General features: G+C 76.1%; 13 protein-coding genes. 9 read left to right on the top strand and 4 right to left on the bottom strand.

Annotation, left to right across the window (positions count from 1 at the left end; translation table 11 throughout):
- A complete protein-coding gene (locus tag E9565_RS05055; protein ID WP_236826911.1) occupies positions 1-489 on the bottom strand; it encodes a cyclic nucleotide-binding/CBS domain-containing protein in 489 nt (162 codons plus the stop codon).
- A gap of 160 nt (positions 490-649) precedes the next feature.
- Between E9565_RS05055 and E9565_RS05050 the strand changes: the two genes are divergently transcribed.
- The gene (locus E9565_RS05050; protein WP_236834248.1) at positions 650-4,246 is read left to right on the top strand and encodes an AAA family ATPase; all 3,597 of its coding nucleotides are present in this window, start codon (positions 650-652) and stop codon (positions 4,244-4,246) included.
- A gap of 115 nt (positions 4,247-4,361) precedes the next feature.
- On the opposite strand, the gene E9565_RS05045 is transcribed toward E9565_RS05050, so the two are convergent.
- On the bottom strand, positions 4,362-4,862 hold the full coding sequence (locus E9565_RS05045) for a MarR family winged helix-turn-helix transcriptional regulator (protein WP_236826909.1): 501 nt from the start codon (positions 4,860-4,862) through the stop codon (positions 4,362-4,364).
- An 86-nt stretch (positions 4,863-4,948) separates the two neighbouring features.
- On the opposite strand from E9565_RS05045, the gene E9565_RS05040 reads away from it, so the two are divergent.
- The 6 genes from E9565_RS05040 to E9565_RS05015 all read left to right on the top strand — a co-directional run bounded on the left by E9565_RS05040 (position 4,949) and on the right by E9565_RS05015 (position 10,728).
- The gene (locus E9565_RS05040) at positions 4,949-5,515 is read left to right on the top strand and encodes a YceI family protein (RefSeq protein ID WP_236834247.1); all 567 of its coding nucleotides are present in this window, start codon (positions 4,949-4,951) and stop codon (positions 5,513-5,515) included.
- A gap of 155 nt (positions 5,516-5,670) precedes the next feature.
- Positions 5,671-6,456, top strand: a complete 786-nt coding sequence (locus E9565_RS05035; RefSeq protein WP_236834246.1) for an alpha/beta fold hydrolase — start codon at positions 5,671-5,673, stop codon at positions 6,454-6,456.
- A gap of 29 nt (positions 6,457-6,485) precedes the next feature.
- Positions 6,486-6,827 carry a hypothetical protein gene (locus E9565_RS05030; protein ID WP_236826906.1) on the top strand — a complete coding sequence of 114 codons (342 nt, stop codon included), beginning with the start codon at positions 6,486-6,488 and terminating at the stop codon, positions 6,825-6,827.
- 102 nt (positions 6,828-6,929) lie between these two features.
- A complete protein-coding gene (typA, locus tag E9565_RS05025) occupies positions 6,930-8,822 on the top strand; it encodes a translational GTPase TypA (protein ID WP_236826905.1) in 1,893 nt (630 codons plus the stop codon).
- Between the two features lie 321 nt (positions 8,823-9,143).
- Positions 9,144-9,668: a DUF5994 family protein gene (locus tag E9565_RS05020; RefSeq protein ID WP_236834245.1), complete on the top strand. Its 525-nt coding sequence runs from the start codon at positions 9,144-9,146 to the stop codon at positions 9,666-9,668.
- Between the two features lie 76 nt (positions 9,669-9,744).
- On the top strand, positions 9,745-10,728 hold the full coding sequence (locus E9565_RS05015) for an NAD-dependent epimerase/dehydratase family protein (RefSeq protein WP_236834244.1): 984 nt from the start codon (positions 9,745-9,747) through the stop codon (positions 10,726-10,728).
- Positions 10,729-10,865: 137 nt separating this feature from the next.
- On the opposite strand, the gene E9565_RS05010 is transcribed toward E9565_RS05015, so the two are convergent.
- Positions 10,866-11,858, bottom strand: coding sequence for a sulfite exporter TauE/SafE family protein (locus E9565_RS05010; protein ID WP_236826902.1), 993 nt, complete (start codon positions 11,856-11,858; stop codon positions 10,866-10,868).
- A gap of 284 nt (positions 11,859-12,142) precedes the next feature.
- Positions 12,143-12,706, bottom strand: coding sequence for a sigma-70 family RNA polymerase sigma factor (locus E9565_RS05005; RefSeq protein ID WP_236826901.1), 564 nt, complete (start codon positions 12,704-12,706; stop codon positions 12,143-12,145).
- A 68-nt stretch (positions 12,707-12,774) separates the two neighbouring features.
- Here E9565_RS05005 and E9565_RS05000 point away from each other — a divergent pair, with 68 nt between their 5' ends.
- Both E9565_RS05000 and E9565_RS04995 read left to right on the top strand, forming a co-directional pair.
- Positions 12,775-13,416: a zf-HC2 domain-containing protein gene (locus tag E9565_RS05000; RefSeq protein WP_236826900.1), complete on the top strand. Its 642-nt coding sequence runs from the start codon at positions 12,775-12,777 to the stop codon at positions 13,414-13,416.
- Entirely contained in the window at positions 13,413-15,191 is a 1,779-nt protein-coding gene (locus E9565_RS04995) for a copper resistance CopC family protein (protein ID WP_236834243.1), read from the top strand. The genes E9565_RS05000 and E9565_RS04995 overlap by 4 nt, the downstream gene beginning before the upstream one ends.
- The last annotated feature ends 18 nt before the right edge of the window (positions 15,192-15,209 follow it).

Raw genomic sequence — 15,209 nt, 5'->3', positions numbered from 1 at the left:
TCAGCCGCCCATGTTCCGGATCCCCTGGCCGGGGTCGGGCTCGTCCGCGGCGGGGCCCGCACCCAGGAGCGCGTCGCACACCGCCAGGAGCTCGACGACGCCGACCACCTGCTCGCCGTCGCGGACCGGCAGCTCCTGCCGCTGCTCGGCGACCATCCGGCGGGCGGCCTCCTCGACGGGAGTGCCGGCGGTCAGCGGCTCCACCCGCGCCAGGCCCAGCTGGTCGATGCGGGTTCCGGCGGGGTCCAGCCCGTCCGCGACGGCGCGGGTCACGTCCGCGTCGGTGACGACCGCGACCGGTCCCCGCCCTGCCGCCCCGTCGTCCACCACGAGCGCGCCCGCACCCGCACGTGCCATCCGGGAAGCGGCGGCGGTGAGCACCGCGCCGGGTTCCACGGTTCCGGGAACCGACCGCACCAGGCGGCCCACGGTGGGCCGCCCGGGGGTGCCCGGGGTCGTGGCCCGGGGCGACGACGTGCTGGTGGGCATGCTGGTCCTCCTCGGCGAGCCGGACGCAGGGGCGTCCATTGTGGGCCGTGCCGGCGCGGCGTGGGGTGCTCGCCCGCGCGGCCTCCGCCCGGGCGTGCGCGGGGCGGTCCCGGACGGCGGCCGGCGGGGGTAGCGTTCCGGCGTCCGGACGCCCCGGGGGGTGAGGCAGCTGCCCGACGAGTCGCGCGAGCTCCGCTCCCTGGAGGACGCGATCAGCGCCCTCGAGGGTCAGCGCGCGGTGCTCGGGGACGTGGTCGTGGACACCGTCCTGGCGCCGCTGGTCGACAAGCGCGACCGGCTGGTCGCGGCGGCCGTCGGCCAGCAGCGCAGGCAGGTCGTCGTCCTGTTCGCCGACCTCGTCGACAGCACCCCGGTGGCGACGCGTCTGGACCCGGAGGACCTGCAGCAGGTCATGAGCCGCTGGTTCACCGCGGCGCGGGCCGCGGTCGAGGACGAGGGCGGCGTGGTCGAGAAGTTCATCGGCGACGCCGTCATGGCCGTGTTCGGGCTGTACCGCTCCCGCGAGGACGACGCCGTGCGCGCGGTGCGGGCCGCCCTGGCCGTGCAGGCGGCGGTGCAGCGGCTCGACGCCGAGATCGGCGCCTCGCACGGGCTGCGGCTGCGGGTACGGGTGGGCGTGGACACCGGCGAGGTCGTCGTCACCGGCATGGGGGACCGGGCGGCGGGGGAGTTCCTGGCCGTCGGGGACACGACCAGCCGGGCCGCCCGGCTGCAGGCCGCCGCCGCCCCCGGGACCGTGCTGGTCTCGCGCGACACCGCCGACCAGGTCCGCGGGGCGTTCGGGCTGCGCCGGCTGACCGGGCTCCGGCTCAAGGGCATCGACTCGCCGGTGGACGCCTACGTCGTCGCGGGCGCCGACCGGGAGGAGTTCTGGCCGGAGGCGCGCGGGGTCGAAGGGGTCCGCACGCGCACCGTCGGGCGGGAGGAGGAGCTGGCGCACCTGCAGGATGCGTTCGGCGAGGTCGTCACCGGGCGCGGGCGGCGGATCGTCACGGTCCTCGGCGAGGCCGGCGTCGGCAAGTCCCGCCTGGTCCGCGAGGTCGAGGGCTGGCTGGCCCGCCTGCCCTCGGAGGTGTGGGTGCTGCGCGGGCGGGCCGCGCCGGCCACCCAGGGCGTCGCGAACGCCCTGCTGCGCAGCGTCTTCGCCGAGCGGTTCGGCATCCGGGGCACCGACGACCCGGGGACGGTCCGGCGCCGGTGGGCCGAGGGCTGGTCCCGGCTGCTCGGCGACGTCCCGGCGGTAGGCGGCGGGGGCGACCCGGAGTTCGACGAGCGGGCGGCGTGGACGGTCGCGGCCTGGCTCGGGTTCGGGCTCGACGAGCCGGGCCGCGCGGCGGTGGGGACGACCGACCCCGAGGTGCTGCGGCGGCGGGGGAGCGTCCTGGTGCTCCGGATGCTCGAGGACCTCGCCCTGCGCGCGCCGGTCGTCGTGCTGCTCGAGGACCTGCACTGGGCCGACGCCGCGAGCCTGGCGTCGCTGCAGGCGCTGGCGGACGCCCCGGGGGAGGGGCCGCTGCTGGTGGTCTGCACGGCGCGCCCGACGCTGTTCGACCGGCATCCGGACTGGGGCCGCCCCGGGTCGTCGCACGCGGTGCTGCGGCTCGCCCCGCTCGGCGAGGACGACGCGGCAGCCCTGGTCGGCGAGCTCCTGCAACGCGCCGAGCGGGTGCCCGACCGGCTGGTGCGCATGGTCGTCGACACCTCCGACGGCAACCCGTTCTACGTCGAGGAGCTGGTCACCTGGCTGGTGCAGGCCGGGGTCGTCGACACGCGGACCGACCCGTGGCGGGTGCGGGACGAGGCGGTGGGCTCGCTGCGGGTGCCCAGCACCCTGCGCGGCCTGCTGCAGGCCCGGCTCGACGCCCTCGACGGCGCCGACCGCGCGGTCGTCGGGTGCGCCGCCGTCGTGGGGCGGGTGTTCTGGGACGCCGCCGTCGAGCGGCTGTCCCGGTCGGTCCCCGGTGCCGCGGGGGAGGGCTCGCTGGACCGGCTCACCCGGCGGGAGGTCGTCCTGCCGCGGCCCCGGTCGACCTTCTCGGGCAGCCACGAGTACTCCTTCCGCCACGCCCTCGTCCGCGACGTCGCCTACGAGGGGGTGCTCCGGTCGGTGCGCCGCCGGCTGCACGGCCAGGCCGCCCAGTGGCTGGAGGAGGTCGTCGAGGAGAGCGGCCGCCCCGACGAGCACGCCGCCGAGGTCGCGCGGCACCACGAGGAGGCCGGCGAGCGTGCGGCCGCGGCCCGCTGGTTCCTCCGTGCCGGGCGGTACGCGGCCGCCGGCTACGCCAACGAGGACGCGCTGCGGCTGCTGGCCCGCGCCGAGGCCCTGGTGCCCCCCGAGGAGGGGGCGCTGTGGTCCGACGTCCTGCTCGCCCGGCAGACCGTGCTGGACCGGCTCGGCCGCCGGGACGAGCAGCGCAGCACCCTCGACCGGCTCGCCGCGGCGCCGGGGCCGGACCCGGCGCGGCGGGCGGAGGTGCGGCTGGCCGAGGGCGGCTGGCTCTTCTTCCGCGGTGAGTACCCCGCGATCCCCCCGGTCGCCGACGCGGCGGCGGAGCTCGCCCGGCAGGCCGGCCGGCGCGACCTGGAGTCCGACGCGCTGATGCAGGGCGGCCGCAGCCTGGCCTACCTCAACGAGCACGACCGGGCGCGCGAGCTGCTCACCCGCGCGCTGGAGCTGGCCCGGGCCGTCGGCGACCACCGGCGCGCCGGCGAGACGCTCCGCCTGCTGGGGGTGGTCGCCACCAACCAGGGGCGCAACGAGGAGGCGCTCCAGGTGCTGCAGCAGGCCCGCGAGGAGCACCGCGCGATCCACGACGAGCAGGGGGAGGCGATGGTGAGCGGGCAGCTCGGCGCGCTGCTGGTCAACTGCGGCCGGCTGGACGAGGCGCGGGTGGCCTCGGAGCAGGCGCTGGCGGTCTTCCGGGCCAGCGGCCACCGCTACCGCGAAGGGGTCATGCTGACCAACCTGGCCCGGATCGCCATGGACGAGGGGCGGCTGGACGACGCGCTCGAGGACGGCCGGCGGGCCCTGGCCCTCACCGAGGAGATCGACGACGCCGAGGGCGTGGTGGCCTCGCTGCAGAGCCTCGGCGACAGCCACCGGCTGGCCGGGGACCTGCCCGCCGCCCGCCGGTACCTCGAGCGCGGGCTGGCCGAGAGCGACCGGCACGAGCTGGCGTACTTCCGGGTGCACCTGCTCGCCTCGCTGGCGGTGGTGGACCTGCGCGAGGGCGACCTCACCGCGGCCCGGGCCCGTGCCGCCGAGGCGCAGGAGGAGGCCGCGGGCTCCGACGTCCCGCACGCCGGCGTCCGCGCCGACCTGGTCGCCGGGATGGTCCGCCACGCCGCCGGGGACCGCACGGCGGTCGAGCCGCTGCGTGCAGCCGCGCGGCGTGCCGCCGAGCTCGACGTGCAGGCCGACCGGGTGGAGGCCCTCGGGCTCCTGGCCGGCGCGCTCCTGGAGGCCGGCGATCTGCCTGCGGCGCTCGCGCTGGTCGACGAGCTGCTGCCGGCCCTCGAGGGCGCGTACCCGCCCGGCGGCGTCGAGCACGGCCGGGCCTTCGTGGACGCCCACCGCGTGCTGGTGGCCGCGGGGGACCCCCGGGCGGGGGTGGTGGCCCGGTGGGCGGCCGACCACCTCGCCGGGTGGGCGGCGCGCATCGGGGACGAGCGCCTGCGCGCCGGGTTCCTCGCCACCCCGGTCGCCCGGGAGCTGTGCCGGATCGGCGGCGGCTGATCCGCTCCACCCCGCCCACCCCACCGCGACATCGGCGATGTCGGGCCCACCGGGCACGCTGCGGCCCGACATCGCCGATGTCGCTGGCGGGCGCGGCCCGCCGGCGCGCCCCGGGTCAGGGGATGCGGACGGGGTCCAGGTGGCGCAGCAGGGTCTCGCCGAGGTCGCGCATGGCGTCCACCTGCGCGGGGGAGAGCTGGTCGAACAGCTCCCGGCGCACCCCCTCGACGTGCACGGGTGCGGCGCCCTCCAGCGCGGCGAAGCCCTCGTCGGTGAGGACGGCGAGCTGGCCGCGGCCGTCCTCGGCGCACACCTGGCGGCGCACCCAGCCGCGCTCCTCCAGCCGGGAGACCGCGTGCGAGAGCCGGCTGCGGGAGGAGAGGCACCGGTCGGCGAGCTCGCTCATGCGCATCATCCGCTCCGGTGTCTCGGAGAGGGCGACGAGGATCTCGTAGTAGGCGTGCGAGATGCCGGTGCGGTGGCTGAGGTCGCGGTCGAGCCGGTCGAGCAGCAGCTGGGCGCTGTAGAGCCAGGCGCGCCAGGCCCGCTGCTCCTCCGGGTCGAGCCAGCGCGGCTCACCCGTGGGGAGGGACTCCGGCGACACCGACGTGGTCATGCCCCCAGAATACTGGCGGAATAGTCAAGCGCTCAACTACGCTTCAGGGCAGCGAAGGTCCAACGCTCAACCACCTGGGAGACACCATGACCAGCAGCAGCACCAGCGTCCAGATCCCCGGCTACATCGCCGGCACCTGGGACATCGACGCCAGCCACTCCACCGTCGGCTTCTCCGTCCGCCACATGATGGTCAGCAAGGTGCGCGGCTACTTCCGCGACTTCGAGGGCGTCATCGTCACCGCCGCGGAGCCGACCGCCTCGTCGGTCGAGGCGCGCATCAACATGGACTCGATCGACACCCGGCAGGAGCAGCGCGACGCGCACATCCGCTCCGCGGACTTCTTCGACGTGGGCAACCACACCGAGATGACCTTCCGCTCCACCGCGGTGAAGACCGACGGCGCCGACTGGACCGTCGAGGGCGACCTGGCGATCAAGGGCATCACCAAGCCCGTCGTCCTGGAGCTCGAGCTCAACGGCTTCGGCCCCGACGCCTACGGCGGCACCCGCGCCGGCTTCAGCGCCAAGACCGAGATCTCCCGCAAGGAGTACGGCGTGGACATCGACATGCCGATGGACGGCGGCGGCGTCGTCGTCGGCGACAAGATCAACGTCGAGCTGGAGATCGAGGCCGTCCTCCGCGCTGCCTGAGGAAGCGCCGCTCGGCTCCCGAAGAGGGGCCGTTCCAGCACGTCAACCGGGCCCCGGGCGGTTCTCCGCCCGGGGCCCGCTGTGCCGAACCACCGCTGGGCGGCGCGCGGCGATGTGGGTTCCTCGCGCACCGCTGACCTGCCAGGATCCGCCGGGTGACCAGCCCCGCCCCCCTCGCGCTCGCCACCGACGTCGATGGCGACGGCCCGCCCGTCGTCCTCCTGCACGGCATCACCGAGGACCGCACGTTCTGGGCGCCCCTCGTCGCCCCGCTCGCGACGTCCGCCACCGTGGTCCGGGTGGACCTGCGCGGGCACGGCGAGTCCCCGCTCGGGCCCGGCTACGAGCTCGCCGACATGGCCGACGACGTCCGGGCGGCCCTCGACGCCGCCGGCGTCACCGAGCCCCCGCTGGTCGTCGGGCACAGCCTGGGCGGCCTGCTCGCCGCGGTCTACGCGGGGCGGCACCCGGTCCGCGGCGTGGTCGACGTCGACCAGCCCCTGGCCCTCACCGCGATGCAGGCGCAGGTGCAGCAGGCGGCGCCGATGCTGCGCGGCGAGGGCTTCGAGCCGTTCATGGCCGGGATGTTCGACGCCATGCGCGGGGCCATGGACGACGACGCCCACGCGGCCCTGGCCGCCCGTCGCCGCCCCCGCCAAGAGGTCGTCACCGGCATCTGGTCGCCGCTGCTGGACCTGACCGGGGAGGAGCTCGGCGCCCTCGTCGACGAGATCGCCGCCGGCGTGCAGTGCCCGTTCCTGTCGTTGCACGGCCTGGACCCGGGCCCGGACTACGCGGCCTGGCTGGCGCAGCGGATCCCGACGGCCACCGTGGAGGTCTGGACCGACGACGCCGGCCGGCCGCTCGGGCACCACCCCCACCTCATGGCGCCGGAGCGGTTCATGGCACGCGTGCGGGAGTTCTCGGCCGGCCTCGCCTGAGGTCCCGCGCGCCAGGGACACTGGGGGACATGTCGACCTCCGCCCTCTCCCGCGTGCCCGCCTCGCTCCTGGTCGCCGTCGGTCTCGCCGCCGGCTTCGGCATCGCGCAGGGCACCGGCGTCCGGGCGCTCGGCGGCGCGGTGTTCGCCGTCTGCGGGGTCGGGGCCGCCTGGATCGCCGCCCGCCGCCGCGGTCCCGTCGTCACCGCGGGCCTGGCCGCCCTCTACGTCGGCGCGTTCGTGCTGGCCCACGTGCTCGCCCTGGGGGCCGGTCTCCCGGCGTGGTTCGCCGTGAGTCTGGTCACTGTTGCCGCCGCAGGGGTCACCTTCGGGGTGGTCGACCGGTCGCGGGAGGCCGTCGCCACGCGCTGAGCACCTAGAGTGGGGGGAAGGTCGCGGCTCTGGTCGCTGTTGACCTGATGCCCGCGCGCGTCCGCGCGGCGCGCCCCCGAGCCTCCCGAGGTGCCCTTCCGCATGCCCACCCGCAACGACCTGCGCAACGTGGCGATCATCGCTCACGTCGACCACGGCAAGACGACCCTGGTCGACGCCCTCCTCCGCCAGGCCGGCGCGCTCGGCCGCGCCAAGGGTGAGGGCACCGACGCCGACACCACGCAGGACCGCGTCATGGACTCGATGGACCTCGAGCGCGAGCGCGGCATCACCATCCTCGCCAAGAACACCGCCATCCGGCTGGCCGACGAGGACGGCAACCCCGTCGTCGTCAACATCGTCGACACCCCCGGCCACGCCGACTTCGGCGGTGAGGTCGAGCGCGGCCTGTCGATGGTCGACGGCGTCGTCCTGCTCGTGGACGCGTCCGAGGGCCCATTGCCGCAGACCCGCTTCGTGCTGCGCAAGGCGCTGGGCAAGGGGATGCCGGTCATCCTCGCGGTGAACAAGACCGACCGCTCCGACGCGCGCATCGCCGAGGTCGTCGACGAGTGCTACGAGCTGTTCATGGAGCTCATGGAGGACGCCGGCCTGGACGCCGACGCCCTGGAGTTCCCGATCGTCTACTGCAACGGCCGCACCGGCCAGGCCTCGCTCAACCGGCCGGAGAACGGCACCGTCCCCGACAGCCCCGACCTCGCCCCGCTGGTGAAGACGCTGCTGGAGACCATCCCGGCGCCGAGCTACGACGCCGAGGAGCCGCTGCGCGCGCAGGTCACCAACCTCGACGCCTCCCCGTTCCTGGGCCGGCTGGCGCTGCTGCGCATCCACTCCGGTGAGATGAAGCGCGGCCAGCAGGTGGCGTGGTGCAAGGTCGACGGCACCATCAAGAACGTCAAGATCACCGAGCTGCTCATGACCGAGGGGCTCACCCGCACCCCGGCCGACAGCGCCGGCCCCGGCGACCTGGTCGCCATCGCCGGCATCGAGGACATCATGATCGGCGACACCCTCGCCGACCCGGCCGACCCGCGGCCGCTGCCGCCGCTGACGGTGGACGAGCCCTCCATCTCGATCACCATCGGCATCAACACCTCGCCGATCTCGGGCAAGTCGGGCAAGAAGCTCACCGCCCGGCTGATCAAGAACCGGCTCGACCAGGAGCTGGTCGGCAACGTGTCGGTGCGCATGCTGCCCACCGAGCGCCCCGACACCTGGGAGATGCAGGGCCGCGGCGAGCTGGCGCTGGCCATCCTCGTCGAGCAGTTGCGGCGCGAGGAGTTCGAGCTCACCGTCGGCCGGCCGACCGTCGTCACCAAGGAGATCGACGGGAAGCTGCACGAGCCGGTCGAGCGCGTCACCATCGACACCCCCGGTGAGTACGTGGGCACCCTGACCCAGGCGCTGGCCACCCGCCGCGGCCGCATGGAGAACCTGGTGCACCACGACACCGGCTGGGCGCGGATGGAGTACGTCGTGCCGTCCCGCGGCCTCATCGGGTTCCGCACCGAGTTCCTCACCGAGACCCGCGGCACCGGCGTGCTCAACCACAACCTCGAGGGCTACGAGCCGTGGATGGGCGACATGCGCGCCCGGCCCACCGGCTCGCTCGTGGCCGACCGGCAGGGCGTGGCCACCTCGTACGCGATGTTCTCGCTGCAGGAGCGCGGCTCGATGATGGTCGCCCCGGGCACCGAGGTCTACGAGGGCATGATCGTCGGCGAGAACTCCCGCCCCGACGACATGGACGTCAACATCACCAAGGAGAAGAAGCTCACGAACATGCGGTCCTCGACCGCTGAGGAGCTCGAGCGGCTGATCCCCCCGCGCATCCTGAACCTGGAGCAGGCGCTGGAGTTCTGCGCCGAGGACGAGTGCGTCGAGGTGACCCCGGCCGCCGTCCGCGTGCGCAAGGTGATCCTCGACCAGAGCGAGCGCGGCAAGGCCAAGAACAAGAAGCCCAAGCCGAGCTGATCGCCGTCCCCGGCGTTTTGTGCACATTCCGCCGGGGAGGGCGCCACCCCTCGCGCACGCTCTGCCTCTGAGTGCACCTGCACTCAGAGGCAGAGCGCTGTCCGGCCCCCGTCTCACTCCGCCGCCCGGGCCTTTTGTGCACATTTCGACGGGGGTCGCGGCAACGTCGACGGGGGTCGCGGCGACGGCGGCGTGGTCGCGAGGTCACGAATCGTGATGACCGGCCGAGGCGGCGCGGCACGCCCGTCCCACGCTCCCCAGGAGTGGTGTGTCGCCGCACCTACGTTCTCCTCGGGGCCATCTGCCGTGGCCCGGGGACGAGTGGACGAGAGGCGGCCGACGCTCATGGCGACGATCACCCGTACGGTGCCGGCGACCGAGGGTTTCCGGGGTGGGATCGACGTCCGGGTGAGCCTGCGCGCCGACGCCGGGTCGGGCGGGTCGGCCTTCGACGGCGCCTGGTTCCCGCGCAGCCGCGACCTCGCCGTCGAGCTCCCCGAGCTCATCGCCGCCCTGGAGCGGCACGGCGTGCGGGTCGAGCGCTTCACCTACGCCCTGGACGCGTGGCAGCCCGCCCCCCGGAAGATCGAGGTGCTCGGCCGGACGGTGCGGGCCGGTGGCTTCCGGAGCATGGACCCGCAGGTCGTCTGCCTGACCTGGGCCGGGGGCAACCGCCGCGCCGACCTGCTGGTCGTCCCGCCGGAGACCGACGTGCTCACCGGCGCCCGGGCGCTGCGGCTGTGCACCCGCCGGGGCCTGCCCTCCTCGCCGCAGATGGTGCTCGCCGCGGCTCGCTCGACCCCGCTGCCGCAGGTGCCCACCCTTCCGGCGTCGCGCGCGGTCTAGCGGTTCGGCCAGCAGCGGATCAGCCCTGGGCGGATCCGCTGGACGCCGGAGGAGAGGCCGGGCTGGAGTGGCCCGCATGAGACTCCTCGTCCTCGGCGGCACCCAGTTCCTCGGCCGGCACGTCGTGTCCGCGGCCCTCGCGCGCGGCCACGATGTCGCCACCTTCACCCGCGGGGTGTCCGGACCGCCGCCGGAGGGCGCCCGGGCGCTGCACGGGGATCGCGACGACCCCGGTGCGCTGCCCCGGGCGCTGGGGGAGTGGGCGCCCGAGCTCGTCGTCGACACCTCCGCGCAGAGCCGCGCCGCCGCCCGGCACGCCGCCGCAGTCCTGGGCGGGGTGCGCGGCTACGCCTTCGTCAGCAGCCTCAACGCCTACCGCGGCTGGCCACCCGGCCCGGTGGGGCCCGAGGACGGGGAGCACACCTGGGGCACCGCGGACGACGGCTACGGACCGGACAAGGCCTACGCCGAGCGGGTGATCGGCGCCAGCGTCGGCCGGGCCTTCCTCACCGCGCGGGCCGGGCTGGTCGTGGGCCCGTACGACTACGTCCACCGGCTGGGCTGGTGGCTGGAGCGCATCCACCGCGGGGGCCGGGTCGTCGTCCCCGCCGAGGGGCTGGCGCAACCGATCGCGCTGGTCGACGCCCGCGACCTCGCGGGTTGGCTGGTCGGGATGGCCGAGGCCGGTGCCGGCGGTGCCGTGAACGCCACGGGCCCGGCCGGGATGACCACGCTCGGCGGGCTGCTCGACCTCTGCCGCGAGATCACCGGGAGCGATGCGGAGTGGGTGCCGGTGCCCGAGGCCGACCTGCTCGCCGCCGGCGTCGAGGAGTGGGTGCACCTGCCGCTGTGGCTGCGGCAGGGGGTCGCCCGCACCGCGTGGGACGTCGACACGGCACGTGCCCGCGCCCTCGGGCTGCCCAGCCGCCCGCTGGCCGCGACCGTTGCCGACACCTGGGCCTGGCAGCAGGAGGACCACCGGCCGCGCTACTCGCCGAACGGCCTGCCCCGGCCGGGCCTCCCGCCCGATCTGGAGGCCGCCCTGCTCTCGTCGCGATGATCAACGGGCCCGGAGTCAGGTGGTGGTCGCACCGCCTCGATGAGGGGTGGATGCGCCCCCATCAGGTCCCCTTGTCACCGCGGCCCCGCCCAGGGGCTCGACCCGAGCCGGCGAAGGCTGAGGAGGGTGGGGTGCGCTCAGTCGCGCGGGGCGCTCGGGCGGCCGGCGCCCACGGGCTCCTCGGCGCCCACGGGCTCCTCGGCGGGCACCGCGGCGACGACGTTGCGCTCGGCGACCTCCGCGACGGCGTCAGCCGACTCCAGCGCGGCGTCCTGCCGGTAGCGCCGGTAGGAGTGGACGACGGCGAGCACCCAGACGACCCCGAGGACGACGTAGACGACCGCGCTGACGGTGGCGCCGGCGCCGACCCACTCGCTGCGCAGGAGCGTGCTGGCGTTGGTGAGCACGATCATCCCGCCGACCAGGGACCCCAGCAGCCGCGGCGGGATGTGCCGCACCAGCCACGCGGCGATCGGGGCGGCGACCAGGCCACCGGCCAGCAGGCCGGCGACCCACAGCAGGTCGATCCCCTGCGAGCCCAGCGCCAGCAGGAAGCCCGCGCTGGCCGCCAGCGCGACGAGGAACTCTGAGGTGTCGATCGAGCCGATGACCTTGCGCGGCTCCATCCGGCCGCTGGCCAGCAGCGCGGGGGTGCCGACCGGACCCCAGCCGCCGCCACCGGTGGCGTCCACGAAGCCGGCCACCAGGCCCAGCGGGCCCAGGAAGCGCTTGCGGATCGGCTTGCCCACGTTGCGCCGGTCGATGCCGCGCAGGGTGAAGCGCACCAGGATGTAGGCGCCCAGCGAGACCAGGATCAGCGACATGACCGGGGCGGCGATCTCGGTCGAGAGCCCGGCCAGGAAGTGGGCACCGGCGAAGGCGCCGACCGCGCCGGGCAGGCCCACCCGCGCGACGACCTTCCAGTCGACGTTGCCGAACTTCCAGTGCGAGAGCCCGGAGGCGAGCGTGGTGCCGATCTCGGCGAGGTGGATCGTCGCCGACGCCGCCGCGGGGTTGGTGCCGATGGCCAGCAGCAGCGTCGTCGAGGTGACGCCGTAGGCCATGCCCAGGCTGCCGTCGACGAGCTGGGCGCCGAGGCCGGCGAGGGCGAGCAGGATCAGGGTCTTCACGGGGCTCTGACTCCGGGTCTCACGGGCGCGGACGCGCAGGGGCGGCCGCGTGGAGGGGGACGATACGGGTCCCGCCGGCTCGGCGGGGCGGAATCAGCAGCCCGGACAGGCAGCGGTGCAGACGCGCAGCAGGTCGACGTGCCGGCGGCTCACCAGGAGCAGCATCGTCGTCCGCGTCACGGCGGAATGTCTACCAGATCGATGCACTTATGCGCGCGCCCCGTCCCGGAGCGTGGGACGCCGGTGACGGAGGGGGCGAGGGGGGCGGCGCACCCGCCCGGCGGTCAGCTGTGCGCGGTGCCGCTGCGGCCGGTGTCCTCGCCCACCCGGGCCAGGGACTCGACGAGGTCGGCGCGCGCCCGGGCGACGCGGGACCGGATGGTGCCGACGGGGCACCCCGCGACCTCCGCGGCCTCGGCGTAGGGCAGCCCCAGCAGCTGGGTGAGCACGAACGCCTCGCGCCGGTCGGGGTCCAGCCGGGCCAGCAGGTCGGCGACCGCCGCGCTCTCGCCGACCGCGTCACCGGCGCCCGGCGGGGCCAGCACCTCGAGGTCGGCGGGCTCCCGGACCAGGGTCAGCCGCCGCCGGCGCCGCGAACGGACGGCGTCCGCGCAGACCCGGCGGGCGATGGCGAGCAGCCAGGTGCGCACCGAGGAGCGGCCCTCGAAGCGGTGCAGCGACCCGAACGCCCGCAGGTAGGTCTCCTGGGTGAGGTCGTCGGCCGAGCCGGGGTCACCCAGCGCCGCGCAGAGCCGCCAGACGTCGGTCTGCGTCTGCCGCACCAGGGTCGCCGCGGCCAGCGGATCGCCGGCGGCAGCCTCCGCGGCCGTGCGTGCCAGGTCGTCCATGTCCTCGTCAGGTGGCGGAAGTCCGGGGGTGTGGGAACCGGACGGCGCCCGGCGGAGACTAATGAACCATGTCCTGCCACCTGTGCCGAGAGGCGCTCTCCTCGCGTCTCGACGGCGAGCCGCTCGGGATGCCCGCCGAGGAGCTCGACGCCCACCTCGCCGGCTGCGCCGGGTGTGCCGCCTGGGCCGCCGCCGCGGAGCGCGTGACCCGCCGGGCGCGGCTGGCACCGGCCCCGGCCGTGCCCGATCTCACGGCGGCCGTCCTCGGCGCGCTGCCCCGGGAACTGCCCGGGGCGGGCGCGGCCGCACGCGCCCGGCTGGCGGACTCCGCGCTGCGCGTGGCGCTGCTCGTCGTGGGCGCGGCCCAGGCGACGCTGGCCTGGCCGCTGCTCGCCACGGGCGCCGGCGCGATGAGCGCGCCGGTGCACATGGCGCGCGAGAGCGGCGCCTGGAACCTCGCGCTGGCCGCGGCCTTCCTCGCCGTCGCCGCCGGCCCGCGGCTGGCCGCCGGCGCGCTGCCCTTCCTCGGGTCCTTCGTCGCCTTCCTGCTGCCGGTCACCCTGGCCGATCTGCAGGCCGGGCACGTGCACGCCGACCGGGCGCTGACCCACCTGCTGCTGCTGGCCGGCACCGTCCTGGTCGCCGCCGTCGCCTGGCGGGGCCGCCGCCGCGCAGCCCTCGCGGTCGCCGGCCGGCCGGTGACCGCGTGAGGCGCACCGCCCTCCTGCTGCTCCTGCTGGTCGCCGGCTGGTTCGGCGCGGGCATCGGAACCGCGGGCCCGGCGGCCGCGCACGCCACCCTGGTCGCCACGACGCCGGGGGAGGGGGCGCGCGTCGAGACCGCCCCCGACGAGGTGACGCTGGAGTTCACCGAGGGCGTGTCGCTGGGCGCCGGGTACGCCCGCGTCCTGGGTGCCGACCAGCAGCGGGTCGACGCCGGCAGCGCGACCGTGGACGGCGACGTCGTCACCATCCCGCTGCGCGGCGATCTGCCCGACGGCGGCTACCTCGTCACCTACCGCGTCATCTCCGCCGACTCGCACCCGGTCTCGGGCGCCTTCTCCTTCGCCGTCGGCGACGGGGAGCTCCTCGCCGCCGGCACCGCGGACGACGGGGCCGCCACCGACCCGGTCGTCGGGGCGCTGCTGCCCGTCACCCGCTGGGCCGGGTACGCCGGGCTCGCGCTGGCCCTCGGCGTGCCGGTGCTGGTGGCGGTCTGCTGGCCCGCGGGGCGGGCGTCCGCGCGGCTGCGCGCGATGGCGCTCGCCGGCGCCGCCGCCGTCGCCGTCTCCGCCGTCGTGGGCTTCCTCCTGCAGGGCCCCTACGCCGCGGGCACCGGGCTGACGGCGGTCGCCGACCCGGCGCTGCTGGCCGCGACGGCGGGCACGGGGGCGGGCTGGGGTGCGCTGGCGCGCGCGGCCCTCGCGATCGCCCTGCTGCTGGTGCTGCGCCGGTCGTGGCAGGCCGCGGACCCCGGGCGCGGTACGGCGGCCGCGGTCGCGGTGCTCGGCGTCGGGCTGGTCGTGGCCACCGCGGCGGTCGGGCACCCCGTCGCCGGGCCGTGGCCGGTCCTGGCCGTGCTGGTCGCCGCGGTGCACGCGGGGGCGATGGCGGTCTGGCTGGGCGGGCTCGCCGGCCTGCTCGCCGTCGCGGTGCGGCCCGGCGCCGAGCCCGGTGCGGTGGCCACCGCCCTCCCGGCGTTCTCCCGGCTGGCGTTCGGCGCCGTCGTCGCGCTCGTGGTCTCCGGGGTGGTGCAGTCGGTGCGCGAGGTCGCGTCGCCGACCGCCCTGGTGGAGACGACGTACGGCCGGCTGCTCGCGGTCAAGCTCGTGCTCGTGGTGGTCGTCCTGGCCGCGGCCGGGATCTCCCGCGTCTGGGTGCAGCAGCGGCTGGGTGTCCGCCGTCCGCGCAGCCGCACGACGACCGTGCACGCGTTCGCGGCGGGCGTGGCGGCCGAGCGGGCCGAACCCGCCCCGGAGGAGGTGGCGGCGGCCGCCGAGCGGGACCGGGTGCAGGCGGAGGCCGCCGCCGAGCACCTGCCCGCGCTGCGCCGGTCGCTGCTGGTGGAGGCGGTGCTGGCCGCCGTCGTCCTGGCGCTCTCGGCGGTGCTGGTCGCCACCCCGCCGGCCCGCACGGCGCTGGCCCAGCCGGTGGAGGTCGTGCTGCCGCTGCAGGGCAGCTCCGGCGCGTCCACCGGCAGCGTCCAGCTGACGGTGGAGCCGGCGCGCCCCGGCGAGAACACGCTGCACGTCTACCTCTTCGACGACGCCGGGCGGCTGACCCAGCCGGCCGAGATCCGGCTGACGCTCACCGAGCGCAGCCAGCAGATCGGGCCCCTCGACGTCGCCCTGGAGCCCGCGGGGCCGGGGCACTACGTCGGCGACGGCATGTCCATCCCGGGCGCCGGCACCTGGACGCTCACCGCCACCGTCCGGCTCGACGAGTTCACCGCGCTCTCGGCGGCCACCGACTTCCCGGTGCGCTGACCCCCCCAAGGCGCTGCC

The organism is Blastococcus sp. KM273129 (genome assembly GCF_021698995.1).
Lineage (GTDB): Bacteria > Actinomycetota > Actinomycetes > Mycobacteriales > Geodermatophilaceae > Blastococcus.
The sequence above is the reverse complement of the archived record's forward strand: the minus strand, read 5'-3'. Positions and strand labels throughout refer to the sequence as shown.